Here is a 20,711-nt window from a genome sequence, read left to right on the forward strand (position 1 = left end):
AGAGATTAGTACCGTCCGTTTCTGTTACGGTCGTCATCACGATCATTGCGACGGTCATAACGACCATCCGCTGCAGGTTTGCGACGATTGGAGATGGCTCTGAAGAGTGCCATAGCCAGCATAACAATCAACATAATTGCTGCAACGTTCACGAGCAATCCAAGGATGTTACCCAGAGCGCCCATGCCACCGAACAATCCGCCGAACATCATACCAGCAAGACCACCAAGCATCATGCCTTTCATGAATCCTCCGCCACCGCCGAAGAATCCACCACGAGTTGCAGCTGCACCAGTACCGGAATTATTACCGGAATTGGATTTATTCACGTTACTGTTGGAGTCGGATTTCTTAGGTGTATTGCTATAACTTTTTGTACCGGATTTGAATCCGCCACCACGTCTTGCATCCGCAGAATCCGGATTCGTTACTCCCACTGTTGCGAACAATAATGTAAAGGCCATAAATACCATCATTAGATGTTTAAATCCAAATTTTTTCTTCATTGTAAAGATCGTAACCCCCCGATTAATTTGTTTGAATCGCCCAAAAATGGGCCTTACTCATGTAATACGGTCAACTTGCAGGAACGTTTCAAATTTTATTAAACTTCCGAAACGCTTGGACTTGGGTCTTGAATTGCAGCTTGGCCATCAAGCAATTGGGTAACCCAATGACACCATTCCAGGCCTGTTTGTGCGTGCATTAACCCTTTTTGTACCAGGATGTAGCTTCCAAAATCTCGGTTGCCTACACGAAGATTATCCTGAGGTATACGTGACTTCAGATCCTCGAAATAACGTATGCGTTCCATGAACCAGCTTTTACGCTCATTCAGAATGCGTCTCATGCTTCCGTCTTCCGCTATGCCAACACACAAAATACGCAAATTAAATTCATCGCGTGTAACCGGTGCGGTAACAGGAGTAATCATCCATTCCAAGAGCTTTTCAATGCCTTTTTCCGTAACTGCGTACATTTTCTTGTCCGGTTTGTCAGACTGTTGTACCCAGCGGGAGGCCAATAACTCATCGTTTTCCATCTTGGACAGGAGGGGATAGATCTGGCTGTGTTTCGCCTGCCAATGAGGCTGGATTTTCAGCATCAGATCATAGCCCGATGACTCCTCGCGGGTAAGCAGCCCGAGTAATCCGTAGGAAAGTATGTTCATGCACATGTCTCCTTAATATTAGGGCTAGGTCAGAGAGAACAATCGTTTTTACTTTCTTTGACCGCTTTCATAAAAAGTGTACACTGAAACTGTATGGTTTGACAACCTGACAGAACAACTGCCTTAATTTAGACAAAAAAAGTGCGAACCATAAGGTCCGCACTCCAAACCATTTAGAGAGATGCCTGTTGTCTATACCCCTCAGCGACAAGATCAAGCTCACCTGTGGCAGAATCGATAACCATGCCGTGGACGGGTACATTGGGAGGAAGTAAAGGATGCTTCTTGATCACTTCCACAGTATGCTTTACCCCTTCTTCGACGCTGTCAAACCCGCGCAACCATTTTTGCAAACGGATCCCCGAATTCTCCAGAGTAGTCATGACTTCTTCCGATACACCACGCTCTACCATATGTCCAATCATGGTTTCTGCGTGAAGGGAAGCCATACCACATTCCGTATGCCCCACTACCAGGACTTCATCTGCACCCAGTTCATAGATGGCGACAAGTACACTACGCATTACACTCCCGAAAGGCTGAGAGATAATTGCGCCTGCGTTTTTGATGATTTTCACATCACCGTTTTTCAGGTTCATAGCCTTGGGCAGCAATTCCACCAGACGTGTATCCATACAAGTGATGATAACCATCTTTTTGGTTGGAAACTTGCCAGCCGTATACTTTTCGTATTCTTTGGTCTCGACAAATGATTTGTTGTAAGCCAAAATCTCTTGAATGTTGTTCATGTCCATTGCCTCCTGTTATCCAATACGACGAGCACGGCCACTTGCATATGATGCAGCTTGTCCTACGCGCCTTTGCTTTAATAGTATTTCACGGTCAGCAGATGGCATTACTCGAACCCTTTAGAGGTTGTTCAAAAAGTCCACTTTTGATTACAAATCATGCCTAAGGGCATCATCAGCATCGAAGTTAAATTCAATTACTATCTTCTCGGTAATGAAAACCAGACTTTTGGAACACGTATCTTTAGGAGAACAATGCAATTTTCATCTGTTAAAAGTTGATTATACGCAATGCAAAAAGTATCATCAATAGGGTATAACATTTTTTTTGAAGAGGTGAACGATAACAATGGATAAACAAACACAGGAACATTTGGAATCCTTCCGTAATCTGGCTCGTAAAATTAAGAGCTATCATGAAGCCATTGGTTTGCTTCACTGGGATCTGCGCACAGGTGCGCCGAAAAAAGGCGTTCCGACACGTTCGGAGACGCTGGGTATGTTGTCCACCGAAGCATTCAAGCTGCAAACCTCGGCTGACATGAAGACTTACCTGGATGCATTAACGACTCCAGCGGTATTGGAACAGCTCGAAGATATAGATCGTCGTCAGGTTGAAGATTGCAAGAAAGAATATGATCGCAGTCAGTCTGTACCGCCTGAGAAAGTGCAAGCATATACCGTGCTCACGGCCAAGTCAGAAACGGCATGGGAAGATGCCAAGCATAACAGTGATTTTGCCGGGTTCTCCCCATATCTGACAGATATCGTTAAGCTCAAACAGGAGTTTATTGATTATTGGGGTGTGAAGGATACACGTTATGATACGTTGCTTGATATGTATGAACCAGATCTGACGGTTGAGAAAGTGGACGCTGTGTTCGCTCGCCTCAAAGCACGTTTGGTACCTTTGCAAGAGAAGATCAATGCTTCAGAAAACAAGCCAAATACAGAGTTCCTGAATCAGTTGTTTGACACCGAACAGCAGGAAAAATTCAGTCTGTTCATCTTGGAACAAATGGGCTATGACTTTGAAGCTGGACGATTGGACGAGAGTGTTCATCCTTTTGCAACGGGTCTTAACCCGGGTGATGTGCGGATCACAACACATTATCTGCAAGATGATGTAGCAAGCGCAGTCTTCAGTTCACTGCATGAGGGCGGACATGCCCTGTACGAGCAAAATATTGATGACAGTCTGGCGGGTACCCTTCTTGCCGAAGGAACGTCCATGGGGATTCATGAGTCACAGTCCCGTCTTTGGGAAAACATGATTGGTCGCAGCCTGCCATTCTGGACACGTTATTATAAAGATTTGCAGCAGCATTTCCCGCAACTGAGCGAGGTTGAACTGGAAGATTTCTATCGTGCAATCAATCGGGTGGAGAGTTCACTCATTCGGATTGAAGCGGATGAACTGACCTATAACCTGCATATTATTATCCGGTATGAGATCGAGAAAATGTTATTCAACGATGGTCTGGAAGTGAAAGACCTCCCGGAGACCTGGAATGCAAAATACAAGGAATACCTCGGTATTATGCCAACGAATGATGGAGACGGCGTTCTTCAGGATGTTCACTGGTCTGGTGGTGACTTTGGTTACTTTGCTTCGTATTCTCTGGGTAATATGTATGCAGCTCAAATTCTACATACATTGCGCAAGGAAATGCCGGAGTTTGATACTCTTATTGCCGAAGGTAATCTGATTCCAATTAAGGAATGGCTTACAGACAAGATCTATCGGTATGGCAAAAGTCGCACACCTTCCGAATTGATTGTTGCCGTAACGGGTGAAGAGTTGAACCCGGATTATCTGGCCGATTATCTGGAAGCCAAATACGCCGAGATTTACAAGCTGTAGGTAACCCATATATAACATATTGAATAACATTTCGAAGAGCTGAAGAGTCGGGCATCATTGCCCGGCTCTTTTTTGCATTTAAGTTCTTAACCTTTTGTTGGGCATCGGCATATCCATAATAGAGAGAAACTGCTGAAACCAGTGAAGGAGGGAAACAACATGAAATACACGCCATGGTTCGTCCGGGGCATCGTTATTCTGCTGATTATCATTGTGGCGCTCACCAGCTGTAATAAGGAAGAGAATGAAGCCAAGATTACGATTGGCGAAGTGACTCGTTCGGTATTTTACGCACCGGAATATGTGGCTGTGGCTCAAGGTTTTTTTGAAGAGCAGGGACTTGAGGTGGATATTCAGACGACTGCTGGCGGTGACAAAACGATGGCGGCATTACTCGCAGGTTCAGTGGATATCGCACTGGTAGGAGCGGAGACGTCCATATATGTCTATCAGCAGGGAGCGGAAGATCCGGTCATTAACTTTGCCCAGCTCACCCAGACGGATGGTACATTTCTGTTCGCTCGTAACACAGAAGGTAGCTTCGATTGGGAGCAACTGAGGGATTCGACATTTCTCGGTCAGCGCAAAGGCGGTATGCCGCAAATGGCAGGGGAGTTCGCACTGAACAAACATGGCATTGATCCGCAAAGTGATCTAGAGCTGATTCAAAATGTGGACTTTGCCAACATTGCGTCTGCTTTCGCCTCAGGTACGGGAGATTATGTTCAACTGTTTGAGCCCCAGGCATCCATCTTTGAACAAGAAGATCGGGGCAAGGTTGTTGCATCGTTTGGAACAGAAAGTGGTCGTCTGCCTTATACCGTCTTCATGACGAAACAGAGTTATCTGAATGACAATAAGGATATCGTACAGAAATTTACGAATGGTCTGCACAAAGCGCAGGCATGGGTAGATTCCCACAGTGCTGAAGAGATTGCGGAGGTCATTTCTCCTTTTTTCAAAGACATCGATTCAGCCATTTTGATCAGTAGTGTAAACCGTTATAAGGAACAGGGCAGCTATGCAACGGACCCGATCATTGATGAGGAAGAGTGGAACAATCTGCTGGATGTCATGAGTGCTGCGGGAGAGTTGAAAGAACGCGTGGATTTGAATGCCATTGTGGATAATGCCTATGCGGAAGAAGCCACGAAATCAAAGTAATGGGTATTCAGGAAAGGAAGTGAGCAGAATGCCTGAATCCGAAAGTGTGATCCGACTGGAGGGGATCTCTCAAGTATACGTCAGTGAGCGGGAAGCTTCCTTGGTGATTGAGGACTTGAGTCTGGAGATCCAAAAAGGAGAGTTCGTCAGTCTGGTTGGACCGAGTGGATGCGGTAAAACGACATTGTTGTCGATCATCGCCGGGCTGCTCACACCCACCCGAGGAGAGGTTAAGGTTAAAGGGAAACTCGTTGGCGGTCCCTCATCACAGATTGGTTATATGCTTCAACAGGACTATCTGTTTCCATGGCGGACCATTCTCGATAACGCATTGATCGGTCTTGAACTGACAGGCAGATTGGATGAACGGAGTCGTGAACGTGTACGGGAACTGCTGATAAGTATGGGCTTGGCCGGAACAGAGAATCAGTACCCTTCAGAGCTTTCAGGAGGCATGAGACAGCGAGTGGCTCTGGTGCGCACGCTGGCAACCGATCCGGGAATTTTATTGTTGGATGAACCATTCTCGGCACTTGATTATCAAACCAAGCTGCAATTGGAGGATCTGGTCTCGGACACGTTAAAACAGTTTGGCAAAACTTCTGTTCTCGTCACCCATGATTTGTCTGAAGCCATTGCGGTCAGTGACCGCGTCATTGTACTGGATCGCAATCCGGGCCGCATCCGTCGTGAATTTATCATTCCCGATGGAATTCGTAAATCTCAGCCGTTTCATGCCAGGGAGCAAGAAGGATTCAATGCGTTGTTTCAGGCATTGTGGAGTGAACTGGATCAGTCCGGGGGAGGTGAAGAAGACGCGTGAATCCAATGAATCCGAAGCAGGAAAAGCGTGACGAATGGATGGGACAGCTGCATCGGAATCATATTCAGCAGGTGGCCAGATGGCGACATCAAGTGCTTGCCGTACAGTTATCTATGCTAGTATGTATGTTTTTGCTATGGGAAGTGGCAGGCAGACTTCGCTGGATTGATGTGTTGTTGTTCAGTTATCCGAGTAAAGTTTTTGTCCAGATTGGCAAGGACATCGCTAGTGGCGAGTTGTGGGCACATGTTGGGGTAACCGTAGGGGAAACGGCAGTTGGTTTTTTATTGGGAACACTCGTTGGAACCTTGCTTGCGGTTTTAATTTGGTGGTCTCCTTTTTTGTCCAAAGTGTTGGACCCCTATATGGTTGTGTTCAACAGTATGCCAAAGGTAGCACTTGGCCCGATCTTTATTGTGATGTTCGGCGCGGGTTTTACAGCGATTGTCATGACCACATTGTCCATCACGGTCATTATCACGACACTGGTGGTGTATAACAGCTTCAATGAAGTCGATCCCAATTATATTAAAGTCATTCGTACGTTTGGTGGGGACCGTTCCGAGATTTTTACAAAAGTTGTATTACCTGCTTCTTTTCCGGCGATTGTATCCACCTTGAAAGTGAATGTTGGCATGGCTTGGGTGGGTGTAATTGTGGGTGAGTTTCTGGTCGCCAAACAAGGGCTCGGTTATCTCATTATCTACGGATTTCAGGTATTCAACTTCACACTTGTATTATCGAGTCTGTTAATTATTGCTGCAGTTGCAACAGCCATGTACCAACTTGTTGTCTATGCAGAACGCAAAATGCTGGCTGGCCGCAGGTGATTCGGAAGTGTTTTACTCGTAATGTGACCGGGTATGGTATGTATACAATTTCACAAGGGGTGTCACGTTGCCCGATACTGTAAAATCAAGTACCATATTTAGTATGATTATTCCGCGCAGATCCGGAATGAATGCGATGATTGGAGAAGAGGGCCTTGAGGTTCTGTCGCAACGATCTAACTTGCCAGCGTCCCTCATTCGGGGCGTGTTGCTGTGACCGGCATGCATGCGCATGTCGGTTGATGTCGTCTAGTTTACATTTGGATGAGACATACTAGTCATCATAAATGAATGAGGCGACGAGCTGGCTAAGAATTTTTTTGCAGCTTAGAGGAGATGGAATGTTAAATGGGTTTTAGGGTAATTAAAACTGCAATCGCCGCATTAATGGCTGTATTGATTGCAGACTGGTGTCGCTTGCCGGGACCAACATCAGCGGGATTGCTTGCCATTCTTGGCGTGGATGTAACGAGAAAACGAAGTATTCGCACCATATCGGCGCGGTTCTTTGCTTCCGTAGTTGGACTTTTATTTGCAAGTGTACTTTTTCACTTTCTAGGCTTCCATTATTGGGTGCTGGCGGTATACATATTGATCGCATTCCCGGCTATTGTCCGGGTAGGCTTCAAAGAAGGTATTGTTACAGGTTCTGTTGTTGTGTTTCGGGTGTTCGGCGGCGGGGAGATGGACGTGCATGTCGTCCTCGTACAAATTGCTTTGTTGTTAATTGGTCTTGGTTCCGCAATGGTGGTTAACCTGGCCTATATGCCGGCAGCGGATCCACAGATGCTACGCATTCGCAAACGAATCGATGAACTCTTCTCGAAGATTTTCAAGGAATTTGCGGCCACGCTGCGTAATCCCAATGAAGCATGGGCGGGGAGAGAGCTGATTGAAGCAGATCAAGCGATCCTTGGCGGTATTGATGCTGCCAAGCGTTCTCTGGAGAATCAGGTGATTCATCCGAATGAGGAATGGAGTGTCTACTTCTATATGCGCAAAACGCAGCTGGACTCCATCCAGCACATGATGCATCTGGTGTCCCAGATCTATCAGAAGATGCCACATGCGGAAATGGTATCGGAACTGTTCGATCAGCTTAGTCAGGATGTACTTACTGAATCCTACACCGGACGAACTGAAAAACTTCTTGCGAATGTGCAAGAAGAATTCAAACGTATGGAGCTGCCGGATACAAGGGAAGAATTCGAGATTCGTTCCGCAATTCTCCAGTTGTGCCGTGAACTCGCGCTGTATCTGAAAGTCGCGAAGAAGGACAAAGCACCGTCCCCAATCTCGGACCGGTCCCAATCTACAAACGAATAATAGAAAATAGTTGTCACCCTAGACGAATGCCCTGCATACACTTGTAGTGAATGATTGTATGGAGGAGGTTTAAAGATGTCATTGAGTCATAAACATCAATGTAGAGAGATTATCACGAAGGCGATCTGCGGCAAAGGTCGTAAGTTCTCTACCGTAACACATACCGTGACTCCGCCAAATGGTCCGACAAGTATTTTGGGGGCTTGGATTATCAACCACCAATATGAAGCCGTATCAGCGGGTGACGGAATTGAAGTTATTGGTACTTACGATATCAACATTTGGTATTCCTACGACAAGAATTCGCAGACGGATGTAGCCAAAGAAACGGTCTCGTATGTAGAACATGTGCCTTTGTCCTATCTGGACCCGAAACACCGGACTTCCACAGTGGAGGTATCTGCGGATGCAACGCAGGAACCCAGCTGTGTGGAAGCCACAGTATCAGCAGGTGGAAGCAGTGTAATTATCCGGGTTGAACGGGAATTCGCTGTGGAACTCGTTGCCGAAACCAAAGTTTGTGTGAAGGTCTGCACAGATGGTTGCGGTGATTACGAAGACAAGGACTATGACTTTGGCAGTGGCGATGGAGATTATGACGATCTCGATCCCGATCTGCTCGACGATGAACTGTGAGTTTGACGCCTGTAATGGATAACCTAAGGTATCATATGCGCCAGAAGGCGCGGTGAAGAGGGCGTAAGCCCTCTTTCTTCTTAAATATTGAAAAATGGGTGGTAACGAGCCTCGCAATGTGCCTGGAATACCTTTCACGGGAAGGCTCCGCATTGCGGGGTTATTTTTATTTTTGGTTGCATGATCCGGGAGGGGGGACGTAATGAATGTGATGGAACAAGCGGAGGAAGCGCTGCGACGATATGAAAGGATGACTTCTGGACAACGTGCAGAACGGTTGAAACAGGCAGGCATTGAAGTATTGTCACTGCACGATCGGCGCAAACGTGAACCAGGCTTGCGTGTACGCTATGACGTAGAGATAAGTTGTCTGCAGGCGATCCGGATCAAACGCAAGGATACTAGTGGCATGGGAGGGGCACAGGAAACTCTGGTGGAGCGTGAAGGGAGTTCAACCTTGTTCAAGCGCGTAGAACGACTTGCGATCAAAACGCTGTATACGTTAGGACTGGATCATGGAGCTGTTCGAATGGAATCCTCAGGGAATGGCGGCTGTGCAGTGATTTCGATTGACCCGTGTCCCTGGAAAGGGGTGACCAACCTTGCTGCTACCTATAGGGAAAGCTGGAAGCAGCATCAGGAACTGCTGGATGAGGAGCAGAGTCACAGACCCACTCCGATACTCGGCATGGACCCGGAGTTTCTTCTGGTGCAGATGCCGGAATCCAAAATCGTACCCGCCTCCAGATTTCTTGAACGTACAGGAATGGCAGGCTGTGATTCCGTGACGATTGGTGGACGGCGCATATATCCGGTTGCCGAATTGCGGCCTGCTCCCAGCTCCGAACCACGAGAACTGCTGGCTCATCTGATGAGGGCATTCGCAGCCGCTTCCCGCAGCATCAGTGATCACTCGCTCATCTGGCAGGCAGGAGGGATGCCACAACGGGGGTTACCTCTGGGTGGTCATATTCATTTTAGCGGGGTGAATCTTACCGGGGAACTGCTTCGTGCACTGGACAATTATCTGGCATTGCCACTGGCATTTCTGCAAGACCCACGTGGATCGGGAAGACGACCCCGTTATGGAGCGCTTGGTGATTTTCGCCTGAAATCCTATGGTGGGTTTGAGTACCGTACGTTACCCAGCTTTCTTGTGTCGCCCCTTGTTGCGAAAGGTGTTGTGGCCTTGGCAGGTCTGATCGCGAGCGGGTATACTCAATTACGGCAGCGTCCGTTGGCGAAAGCTGAGGTTCATGCCGCTTTTTATGAGGGAAAGCGCGAAGTGATTCAGGAACACATTCCAACTCTGGTAGATGATCTGAAGAGGTTGGATGGATATGCACGTTATGAACGGTACGCGTGTCCGTTACTCCTTCAATTAAAACTGGGAAGAACTTGGGATGAGAGCCGCGATATTCGCAAACTCTGGAATATTCGGGCAGGTTCATGAAGTACGGACGTTTTTTTGATATAATAAGAAACAAGTCTTTTTAAGTGCGAGTTCAAAAAGAACGGTTTTTAGTACCGAGAAGATTGGATGAAGCTAGAAATGGAGTAGCGGAGCGTAGGAAAACTACGTGAGCAACGGACATTTCGGCTGAATGCCATATTCGACGCTGATGATGCCACTAGGCATCCTTCGTAATCAAAAGCGGACTTTTTGAACAACCTTTATAAGTGAGAGCTACGGAAGATATGGAGCAGCAACCTTTGAAGGAAGTGGCGATTAGCCAACACATAAGGCGGAGGCGCAAACACAGTGCCTGACCGTCTTATTGTCCTTCCAGGACGCGTTTCTTCCTGACATTATAGGAACGGGATGGAGGATATTCATCATGGCTCAGTATACGCCAATGATTCAACAATATTTGCAAGTGAAGGCCGAAGCACAAGATGCTTTTTTATTTTTTAGACTGGGTGACTTCTATGAAATGTTCTTCGAGGATGCGATTAATGCTGCTCGTGAACTTGAGATCACGCTGACTGCACGTAACGGGGGCACGGATGACAAAATCCCGATGTGCGGTGTACCTTATCATTCGGCTGACAATTACATACAGCGTCTGATTGAAAAAGGATATAAAGTTGCGATATGTGAACAGATGGAAGATGCCAGTGTAACCAAAGGCATGGTACGACGTGAAATTGTTCGTGTGGTTACACCCGGAACGGTAATGGAAGGCAAAACACTAGGGGACAAGTCCAATAACTACATGGTGTGTCTTACAGGTAATCAAAATACGCTGGCGCTCGCGGCCTGTGATCTGTCAACGGGTGAGTTGTATGTGACTTCGGTACCATATTCCAAGGAATGGCTTAAGGATGAAATCGGCATCTATGAACCATCGGAGCTGGTGGGGGATGCAGCGCTGCTCGAAACGGTAGAAGCCGAGGCATCTCCAATCGGTCGCCCTGTGGTCTACACGGCGTGGACAAAGAATAAGGAAGAACTGGTCCGTCAGCAGTTTGGTGAGGCTGTATGGGCAAGATTAGAGCCTGAACGTCAAGCGTGCATTGCACGTCTTTTCTCCTATCTGAGTGAGACACAGAAACGTTCTCTGGGACAATTAACCCAAATCTCAACGTATGAGCCGGATCATTATATGATCTTGGACCCGTTTACCCGCCGGAACCTGGAATTGGTTGAAACCGTGCGTGAACGCTCCAAAAAAGGTTCATTGCTCTGGTTGCTTGATCGGACCGAGACGTCCATGGGTGCAAGAATGCTGCGTCGCTGGGTCGATAAGCCATTATTGCAAAAAGGGAAGATTAATGAGCGTCTTGAAGCAGTGGATACGTTGTACAACCAGTTTATATTGCGTGAGGACCTGCGTGCAGAACTCAAAGACATCTATGATTTGGAGCGCTTGGTAGGCCGAATTGCGTTTGGTAATGCCAATGGTCGTGACCTGAATGCGCTCAAATCATCGCTGGAGAAAATTCCAGGACTCCGTCAGCATTGCGCAGGATCATCTTCCGCAACACTGCAACATATTGCCGAAACGATGGATGATTGCAATGATCTGCGTGAAGCGATCGGGCAAGCCATTGTGGACGAGCCGCCTGTATCGGTAAGGGACGGAGGCCTGATTCGTGAAGGGTATCATGAACGTCTGGATGAATTGCGTGAGGCTTCGGTCAACGGGAAACAGTGGATTGCAGAGCTGGAAGCGCGAGAGCGTGAGGCGACGGGCATTCGATCGCTGAAGATTGGATATAACAAAGTGTTTGGTTATTATATCGAGATCACCAAGTCCAATCTGTCCGCGCTGCCAGAGGGACGTTATGAACGTAAACAGACACTTGCCAATGCAGAACGATATATTACGCCGGAGTTGAAGGAAAAAGAGACGCTGATTCTCGAAGCTCAGGACAAAATGGTTGATATTGAGTATGGACTATTCGCAGAGCTGCGCGAGCGGCTGAACAAAGAGATTGCAAGATTGCAGAAGCTGGCTGAACAGGTAGCGGAAATTGATGTGTATCAATCTTTTGCGGTGATCAGTGCTGAGCGCAACTTTGTACGGCCCACGTTGACCGACGGTTATGATCTGGTTGTGGAAGAAGGACGCCATCCGGTCGTTGAGGCGGTCATGCGAGATGGCGCATTTATTGCCAATCACACGGCAATGACCAAGGAAGAGGCACGTATTCTGCTGATTACTGGACCAAATATGGCTGGTAAGAGTACGTATATGCGACAGGTCGCTTTAATCTCCATTTTGGCACAAGTGGGTTGTTTTGTACCTGCAGCTCAGGCGGAAGTGCCGATCATGGATCGTATTTTCACACGGATCGGTGCCGCGGATGATCTCATTGGTGGACAAAGCACATTCATGGTGGAGATGGCCGACATTCAGGTCATGACGGACAAAGCCACACCACGCAGTCTGATTATAATCGATGAATTGGGACGGGGAACGTCAACCAGCGAAGGCATGGCTATTGCTCAGTCTGTTATTGAATATGTACATGATATCATCGGCTGTAAAGCCCTTGTATCAACTCATTTCCATGAGCTTGCTCATCTGGAGGAGAGTCTGGACAAGCTGGCCAACTACTCCATGGCGGTACAGGAGAGTGGTGACAAAGTTAATTTCCTGCGCAAATTGATTGCCGGGGCAGCCAGCAGCAGTTATGGTATCTATTGTGCGCGCCTTGCAGGTCTGCCTGATAGTATTATTGAGCGGGCGAATGGACTTTTGCATGGGTTTGAACATGCGGCAGCTCAGGTTGCGGTGGGCAGTGAATATATCGGAAACGAGAAGCAGGAAGAAGGCTTGAAATTAAAAGATGGAGAGCTCCAACACACGGATTCAGCGTCTATGCTCCGGGAGCATGATACTGCGGAAAGTGCAGATTACACATCTCCTATTGAAGATTCGACCGGGGCTGGGAAGCAGCATGCCAAGAAATCAAACAGCAAAGCACAGTCCAGCGCAAACCATTCGGATGTGGTTCAACTGTCCATCTTTGGGGATGATGAGCCGAATGTGGCAACGAAACCGGATGTAGTTGCGGTGGATAAACCAGCGCGAGAATTCATCCGTACGATGAAAGATATCGATGTCATGAATATGACGCCTCTTCAGGCGATGCAGATATTGAATGAACTCAAATTGAAGGCACAGCAATTATCCTGAGTATAAGGGAGGGGAAAACCTGTGGCGAAAATACATGTGCTTGATGAACATATTGCCAACCAGATCGCGGCGGGTGAAGTGGTCGAACGGCCTGCTTCAGTTGTCAAAGAGTTGCTCGAAAACTCGGTGGATGCAGGCGCCACCAAGATTGAAGTGACGGTGGAAGAGGGCGGACTCCTCAGTATTCGTGTCAAAGACAATGGTTCAGGTATCGAGCCAGAGGATATGGAAACCGCCTTTTATCGTCACGCGACCAGCAAAATAGCTCATGGCCGAGATCTGTTCCAGATCACAAGTCTTGGATTCCGTGGAGAAGCCTTGGCGAGTATCGCGGCAGTATCCAAGGTAGAGGTATTGTCGGCAAGTGACAATGACGGGCGAGGACGCCGCATCGTGATTGAAGGCGGGAACCTTGTCTCTCATGAAGATGCAACCTCACCCCAAGGTACAGATTTTGCAGTGAGAGAACTATTTTACAATACACCTGCCAGACTCAAATATATGAAAACGATCCAGACGGAACTGGGACATATATCAGATGTCCTTTACCGAATGGCGATGTCTCACCCAAACATTTCGTTCCGACTGCGCCATAATGAGAATGTGTTGCTTCAGACATTGGGTAATGGCGATCTGCTGCAAGTGGTTGCAGCGATCTATGGGACAAGTGCTGCCAAAGCGATGCTTCCCATCCGGGGTGAAAGTCTGGATTACCGGGTGAGCGGGCTGATCAGCCTGCCAGAATGGACACGAGCGAATCGTAATGGTATGTCAACGATTGTTAATGGGCGATTTGTTCGCAATTACGGTCTCAATCAGGCGATTCTCAAAGCCTACCATACCTTGCTGCCCATTAATCGCTTTCCACTTGTCGTGGTGCAGTTGGAGATGCACCCCTCTCTTGTGGATGTGAACGTGCATCCAGCCAAGTTGGAGGTTCGCTTCAGCAAGGAACCAGAACTGTATGAATTTATAGAGACGACGTTGCGGGGTATACTCCGGCAGGAGGTATTAATTCCACAGGTCAAAAAACAGCAGATTCGACGTGGAGACGATAGTTCCTTTATTCAGGAACAATTTCTCTTTCCACGTGGTCCGCTGAAAGACCAGTCTGATGCAGAAGGGTATGGGCAAGAAGGTCCACTCGGGAAACCTTCTAATGCATTGTTAAAGTTGACTACGGAAGATGATGATCTGGATTTGGATGCTCCGGCGGATGTGTCCGCAGTACAGCCGGTATCTGAACAGAAACAAACCGTGCCTTTGCCCGAAGCTCCACCTGAGGTTACACACCCCCCTGAGCAGTTAGAAAGTTGGAACGAGGATATTTTGCAGAAGGGGGCGAGTAATGATGGGGGGCAGACAATCTCTAAAGTGCAGGAAGGTACTAAGGATGTAAGTACAAGTTCAAGTACAAGTTCTACCGAAACTGTTCCCAAATCTGACCTCTCTTCTCAAGATGGTGGGGATCGTGGAGCAACAGAAAAACCGTTGGCTGAAGGTAAACCAGCTACGTATCGCTCCGAATCTGTAAATTCACCGGTTAGGGAAGCTCGGTCAACCTACAACCCGTCTTCGATTGCAAGAGGCGAACGGACGTGGAAAACCTCAGGTCTACCTGATGCCACTAAACTTGCTGCAGCCATTAAATCGGATGCATCCATGCCCGAATTTCCTGAGCTGAGTCTGATTGGACAGCATCATGGTACGTATTTGATCGCGCAAAATGATCAAGGTTTATATTTGATTGATCAGCATGCCGCTCATGAACGTGTGAATTATGAATACTATTACGAGAAATTCGGTAACCCTGCCCAGGCCTCACAAGAGTTACTGCTGCCGATTACGCTGGAGTTTACACCTTCGGAGACGGAAAAGCTGAAAACAAGACTGGCCTGGTTCGAACAGGCGGGTGTATATTTGGAGCATTTTGGTGGACAGACGTTCCGTGTGCGCTCCCATCCGTTTTGGTTCCCCAAAGGGGATGAGAAAGACATTATCGAAGAGATGTCCGAATGGGTTCTAAGCGAACGCAGCATAGATGTAGCCAAAATGCGAGAAGCTGCATCCATCATGTGTTCCTGCAAGGCGTCTATCAAAGCTAACCAGAAGCTGACGGATCAGGAAGCAGAAGTGCTGATTCAGCGTCTGGGTTCTTGTCGGCAGCCGTACACTTGTCCGCATGGGCGGCCGATTGTGGTTTCATTTTCAACGTATGATCTGGAAAAATTATTTAAACGAGTGATGTAGCTATTTAGGGGGACATTATGTACATTACAACCGGTGACAAGGAGATAGCCTCTCAGGTGGAGCGTGCACGTAAGCTCGCCGAAACGACAGGAGGTACCTACGTTCCGCGCAATAGAACATCTTTACCCAAACTGATTGAACATTATGGTATCAACGAAATCCTGGTCGTGCTCAATGGCAGAGCGCGTTTGTTTCGCAAAGATGCGACGGAGCTTGAGTTTCACCCCAGTATGGGATTTGTTCGCGCTAAACGTGTTCTGAGAGGTGAAGCCGATCCTATGCTGGAAGCTGGTGCAGTACTCGAAGGAGACACCATTGTTGATTGTACCGCTGGACTCGGTTCAGATGCGCTGGTATTTTCGGTTGCGGCTGGGAAGAGTGGACAAGTCATCGCCTGTGAAAGTTCTCAACCGCTCTATACCCTGTTGCTGGAGGGCATGTCTCATTATAAGAGCAATCAGCCCTTGGTGGATGAGGCTTTCCGGCGCATAGATCTGCGGCATGTGGATCATCTTGAGTTACTCCGGTCCATGCCGGATCGAAGCTGTGACACCGTATATTTTGACCCCATGTTCCGTGAACCAATGATGGATTCAAGTGCTATACAGCCCTTGCGAGATTATGCAAATGCTCACGCGCTGGATGAACAGAGCATTATGGAAGCGAAACGGGTTGCCCGTAAACGGGTAGTGATGAAAGAAAAGCGCGGCAGCGCGGAGTTTGACAGGCTCGGATTTGAAATACTTGATCGGGCGAATGCAAAAACCCTGTACGGAGTGATTAATGTTGAACGTGGAAGTTAAACCAAAACCCAAACTGCTTGTGTTGGTTGGACCAACAGCAGTAGGCAAAACAAGAATGAGCATCGAGCTTGCCCAAGCTTTCAATTGTGAAATTATCTCAGGGGATTCAATGCAGGTATATCGTGAAATGGATATCGGAACAGCCAAGATTACCTCTGAAGAAATGAAGGGTGTACCTCATCATCTCATTGATATTCATGAACCGGAGTACCCGTATTCTGTGGCAGAGTTTCAGGAGAGTTGCACCCGATTGATTAGTGAAATCCATGAACGTGGTAAAATGCCTTTTATTGTAGGTGGCACCGGTCTGTATGTGGAATCGGTATGTTACGGCTTCCAATTTTCCGATAGTGGTTCGGATGAAGCATTTAGGGAGCAACAATTCAGCTATGCGGAGCAACATGGCGCACAGGCCCTTCATGATCGATTGAGGGAAGTTGATCCGGTCAGTGCAGATCGTCTGCATCCGAATGACCAAAGGCGAATTGTACGTGCGCTTGAGATCCATCACCTCACAGGCGAGAAGTGGTCTGATCAGCTGGCAGTACAGAAGAAAGAGTCACCTTATGACCTTCTTATTGTTGGTTTGACAATGGATCGCCAGAAGTTGTATGCCCGGGTAGAAGAACGGATTGATCTGATGATCGAACAAGGTCTGGTAGATGAAGTGAAATGTTTGTTGGAACGAGGAGTGGCCAGAGGTCATATTTCCATGCAAGGACTGGGATATAAGGAGATTGCAGCGTTCCTGCAAGGGGAAGTGAGTTGGGAAGCTGCGGTGGAGTGGTTGAAGAGGGATACGCGCCGGTTTGCCAAACGGCAGCTTTCCTGGTTCCGCCATATGAAGGATATTAAATGGGTGGACATGACGGATACCCAGGATTTTGAAGGAAAATACAAGCAGATAAGTGAATTGATTACACGGAAATTTGATTGATTTGAGCGATGATTAGTATTCTTCTGACAGGCATCGAATAGATCAAGATATGTAAACCTCTACCTTTTGGTTATCAAAAGGATAGAGGTTTTTATTTATCACTAGAATAGGTTGTTGAGATTAAGGATTCGCTAAACAATGAATAAATGAGCTTTAAAATGAAGAGTTTGTCCCTCTTTTGCAAAACTGGCAAGCGGTGTATAATGGATAAGTCTTCTATTTGTTCGCCTCGCCAAGAATGGGTGTAAAATAGCAGACAAGGGGTTTTTGTGGATTATATGAAACTGTTCATGATATAATAGCACGAAAGCTACTCAGCGATATTGAATATTACTTGAACACGAATTCAAATGAACCAATGGGGGTACGGCTAATGAACAAGTCCATCAACATCCAAGATACGTTCTTGAACCAACTGCGGAAAGAAAATATTCCTGCTACGGTCTATCTGACCAACGGCTTCCAAATCCGCGGGACGATCAAGGCATTTGACAATTTTACGATCGTCATTGACAGCGACGGACGCCAGCAAATGGTCTACAAGCATGCCATCTCCACGTTCACGCCGCAACGCAGCGTATCGCTGATGCAGCAAGATAACAGTGGCGAAGCTTAAAAAAATTACGAAACCTTTTCACCAACCATTTCGTCTACAAGTATAGGTATTGAAACAGAGCAACCTGAATAAAGGGTTGTTCTTTTCATTCCGGGCAAAATATGTTTAATATATGCCTGAGCCTACAGACGATTAGAAATTATGCAACCGAAAGGGAGTCAGGAGGTAACATGCCAAACGATCCGTTGTCGAGGTCTAACAATCGCAACAACAATAACAAGTCACCCAAAAAAGCGAAGCCAAAGACCTCTAAAAAGAAAAAAATTACGGGTAAACGCGTTGGATGGACACTGTTTTTCACAATGGCAATCGCCATATTCTGTGCACTAGGCGGATATTTATTTATTATGGTGAGTGGTGAAAATCTGCTCAAAGCCAACAAGGACAAAACTACAATTAATGAAACTTCAAAAGTATATGATCGCAATGGCCAATTAATGGGGGAGCTATCCATTCAGAAGCTTGACCCCGTCAAAGAAGATGATATTCCTGAGCTGGTGAAGCAAGCCTTTGTTGCAACAGAGGATAAGCGATTCTACGATCATCAGGGCGTGGATATCTGGTCCATTGGGCGTGCGGCGGTTAAGGACGTCATGGCTCGTTCCATGGTGGAAGGTGGTAGTACATTAACCCAACAGCTTGCCAAGAACATGTTCTTGTCCCGTGACAAAACGTTCTTCCGTAAAGCAACGGAAGTATCGATTGCCATGGCATTAGAGCGCAAGTACACAAAAGACGAAATCCTGACGATGTATCTGAACCGGATTTTCTTCGGTCATCAGCGTTACGGGATTAAAGCGGCATCTGAATTTTATTTTGGACAAAAAGATTTGAGTCGGTTGAAGTTATGGCAAATCGCTACCTTAGCAGCTATGCCTAAAGGCCCTTCTGCCTACAATCCGGTGAGCAACCCAAACGATTCTAAAGCACGCCGTGGTGTGGTATTGCAGCTGATGTATGAACAAGGCTATATTACCAAGGCGGAGATGGACGAAGCAAAAGAGATTAACTATAACTACAAGCGACCAGAGAAAGACCAGAAATATCAAGCCTTTATCGATTATGTGCTCCGTGAAGCTGAACGTGTAACAGGCAAAACGGAAGATGATTTGAATATCGGCGGATACAAAATTTATACAACTATGGATGCTCAGGCTCAAACAGCCATGGAAACTGCTTTTACAGATGATAATCTGTTCGAGGCAAGTAAAGACGATCAACAGGTCCAAGGCTCCATGGTTATCATGAACCATGAGAATGGTAGCCTCGTTGCCCTCTTGGGTGGACGGGATTATCAGACTAAAGGTTATAGCCGTGTAACGCAGAGTCGAAGACAACCAGGTTCAGCTTTTAAACCGATTGTGTCTTATGCACCGGCGCTTGAATCAGGCAATTACAGTGCCAACTCCTCGCTGAGTAATGCGAAGCAATGTTTTGGTAACTACTGTCCTGGTAACTTGCATGGATATTCTTCAACGATCAGTATGACGGAAGCCATTACGAAGTCGGAAAATATTCCTGCGGTTTGGCTGCTTGATAAAATAGGCGTTAACACAGGCATTAATTTTGCCAAGAGTGTAGGTATACAGCTGACAGATGAAGACAAAAACTTGGCGATTGCCCTCGGTGGTCTAAGTAAAGGTACAAATACACTGGAAATGGCGCAAGCCTATAGTGCATTTGCCAACCTTGGAGAATACCGTCAAGCCTATTCGATTAAGGAAATTAAGGATAGCGCAGGCAAAACCACGTACAAACACGATAATTCGGACACAACGCGTGTCATGAGTGAGCAAAATGCGTATCAGCTTACACAGATGCTGCAGAACGTTGTTAATGACGGTACAGGGCGTTCAGCGCGTCTGGATCGTCCGGTAGCGGGTAAAACAGGAACTGTTCAAAGTGGTATCTCTGGCAACAGTGCCAACCGTGATGTATGGTTTGTTGGATACACGCCGGAATGGACTGCCGCAGTCTGGATGGGTTATGACAATCCGGATGCCAATCATATGCTTAAGAACAGCAGTAAGCTGTCGGCAGCTTTCTTTGCCAAAGTCATGGGAGATGCTTTAAAAGGCGTTCCAGTGAAGCAATTCAAAGCACCAGCTGGAGGGCAGGCACCTCCGCCAGTAGAAGAACCAGAAAAGCCGGCTCTGTCCGTTAGTGGGCTGAGTGGATCATACGATCCAAATGCACAAACCGTCTCCCTGAGTTGGACTGGAACGGGTGACGCGAGTACGCAATATCGGATTTATCGGAAAGAAACATCGGAAGCCCAGTTCACTCATCTCATTGATGCAATAGGAGCGACCAATGCACAAGATTTAAGTGCGTTGCCTGGTCTAACCTATGAGTACTATGTGACAGCTTACGACCTGCAATCAGGACTTGAGACGGATCCTTCCAACACCATTTCCTTGATGATTGAAGCACAGGAAATGCCGACGGAGGAACCTGATCCTGGTATAGACCCTGGAACAGAGATAGATCCTGAGCAGCCAGGTACGGAGAATCCGGACAATGGTTCACCGGATAATGGCAACTCGAACGGTAATAACGGTAATGGAAATGAAAATGGCAACAACGGAAATGGTAATGGTAATAACGGAAACAATGGCAACGGTGGCAATAACGGTGGACCCGGCCAAGGAAACGGTCAACCTGGGGGAGGAAACACGACCCCACCTGGTCAGGGCACAACAGAGCCAGGCGGTACCGATGAAGGCTCCGATGATGGGGGCGTAACAACGCCGGGCGAGGTTGTAACTCCGGACAGCGGAACAAGTGGGGATACTGGAGGAACAGATGCACCTGTAGATTCTCAAGCTGGTACCGGCGGCTAAGCCATTAAATCACTAAATAACTACATTGAAAAAACTGCTTCCCGGAAAACCGG

At 47.2% G+C, this 20,711-nt stretch carries 16 protein-coding genes; 13 read left to right on the plus strand and 3 right to left on the minus strand.

What is annotated here, in order from left to right; translation table 11 throughout:
* Window positions 1-5 precede the first annotated feature (5 nt).
* From IFU39_RS02030 to IFU39_RS02040, 3 genes are all read right to left on the minus strand, one after another.
* A complete protein-coding gene (locus IFU39_RS02030) occupies window positions 6-506 on the minus strand; it encodes a hypothetical protein (RefSeq protein ID WP_091011940.1) in 501 nt (166 codons plus the stop codon).
* 98 nt (window positions 507-604) lie between these two features.
* The gene (locus tag IFU39_RS02035) at window positions 605-1,171 is read right to left on the minus strand and encodes a PadR family transcriptional regulator (protein WP_091011941.1); all 567 of its coding nucleotides are present in this window, start codon (window positions 1,169-1,171) and stop codon (window positions 605-607) included.
* 173 nt (window positions 1,172-1,344) lie between these two features.
* Complete coding sequence (locus IFU39_RS02040; protein ID WP_105599250.1) at window positions 1,345-1,920, minus strand: beta-class carbonic anhydrase; 576 nt, start codon at window positions 1,918-1,920, stop codon at window positions 1,345-1,347.
* Window positions 1,921-2,269: 349 nt separating this feature from the next.
* On the opposite strand from IFU39_RS02040, the gene IFU39_RS02045 reads away from it, so the two are divergent.
* The 13 genes from IFU39_RS02045 to IFU39_RS02105 all read left to right on the plus strand — a co-directional run bounded on the left by IFU39_RS02045 (window position 2,270) and on the right by IFU39_RS02105 (window position 20,658).
* A complete protein-coding gene (locus IFU39_RS02045) occupies window positions 2,270-3,784 on the plus strand; it encodes a carboxypeptidase M32 (RefSeq protein WP_091011944.1) in 1,515 nt (504 codons plus the stop codon).
* Window positions 3,785-3,943: 159 nt separating this feature from the next.
* Window positions 3,944-4,948: an ABC transporter substrate-binding protein gene (locus IFU39_RS02050; protein WP_091011946.1), complete on the plus strand. Its 1,005-nt coding sequence runs from the start codon at window positions 3,944-3,946 to the stop codon at window positions 4,946-4,948.
* Between the two features lie 28 nt (window positions 4,949-4,976).
* Entirely contained in the window at window positions 4,977-5,771 is a 795-nt protein-coding gene (locus tag IFU39_RS02055; protein WP_091011947.1) for an ABC transporter ATP-binding protein, read from the plus strand.
* Between the two features lie 38 nt (window positions 5,772-5,809).
* Window positions 5,810-6,601 (plus strand): ABC transporter permease, encoded by a 792-nt coding sequence (locus IFU39_RS02060; protein ID WP_373419790.1) that lies wholly within the window; start codon window positions 5,810-5,812, stop codon window positions 6,599-6,601.
* Window positions 6,602-6,949: 348 nt separating this feature from the next.
* On the plus strand, window positions 6,950-7,927 hold the full coding sequence (locus IFU39_RS02065; protein ID WP_091011949.1) for an aromatic acid exporter family protein: 978 nt from the start codon (window positions 6,950-6,952) through the stop codon (window positions 7,925-7,927).
* A gap of 75 nt (window positions 7,928-8,002) precedes the next feature.
* On the plus strand, window positions 8,003-8,563 hold the full coding sequence (locus tag IFU39_RS02070) for an outer spore coat protein CotE (RefSeq protein WP_062835006.1): 561 nt from the start codon (window positions 8,003-8,005) through the stop codon (window positions 8,561-8,563).
* 202 nt (window positions 8,564-8,765) lie between these two features.
* Window positions 8,766-10,016, plus strand: a complete 1,251-nt coding sequence (locus tag IFU39_RS02075) for a putative amidoligase domain-containing protein (protein WP_223199724.1) — start codon at window positions 8,766-8,768, stop codon at window positions 10,014-10,016.
* Between the two features lie 385 nt (window positions 10,017-10,401).
* Entirely contained in the window at window positions 10,402-13,209 is a 2,808-nt protein-coding gene (mutS, locus tag IFU39_RS02080) for a DNA mismatch repair protein MutS (protein ID WP_105599249.1), read from the plus strand.
* Window positions 13,210-13,230: 21 nt separating this feature from the next.
* Entirely contained in the window at window positions 13,231-15,459 is a 2,229-nt protein-coding gene (mutL, locus tag IFU39_RS02085; RefSeq protein WP_091011952.1) for a DNA mismatch repair endonuclease MutL, read from the plus strand.
* 17 nt (window positions 15,460-15,476) lie between these two features.
* Entirely contained in the window at window positions 15,477-16,262 is a 786-nt protein-coding gene (locus tag IFU39_RS02090) for a class I SAM-dependent methyltransferase (RefSeq protein WP_105599248.1), read from the plus strand.
* Window positions 16,243-17,199 (plus strand): tRNA (adenosine(37)-N6)-dimethylallyltransferase MiaA, encoded by a 957-nt coding sequence (miaA, locus tag IFU39_RS02095; RefSeq protein ID WP_197997655.1) that lies wholly within the window; start codon window positions 16,243-16,245, stop codon window positions 17,197-17,199. The genes IFU39_RS02090 and miaA overlap by 20 nt, the downstream gene beginning before the upstream one ends.
* A 373-nt stretch (window positions 17,200-17,572) precedes the next feature.
* Entirely contained in the window at window positions 17,573-17,815 is a 243-nt protein-coding gene (gene hfq / locus IFU39_RS02100; protein WP_017687918.1) for an RNA chaperone Hfq, read from the plus strand.
* A 170-nt stretch (window positions 17,816-17,985) separates the two neighbouring features.
* Window positions 17,986-20,658 carry a PBP1A family penicillin-binding protein gene (locus tag IFU39_RS02105; RefSeq protein ID WP_192131066.1) on the plus strand — a complete coding sequence of 891 codons (2,673 nt, stop codon included), beginning with the start codon at window positions 17,986-17,988 and terminating at the stop codon, window positions 20,656-20,658.
* Window positions 20,659-20,711 lie beyond the last annotated feature (53 nt).

This window comes from Paenibacillus sp. CFBP 13594, assembly GCF_014842675.1.
Taxonomy (GTDB): Bacteria; Bacillota; Bacilli; order Paenibacillales; family Paenibacillaceae; genus Paenibacillus; species Paenibacillus amylolyticus_B.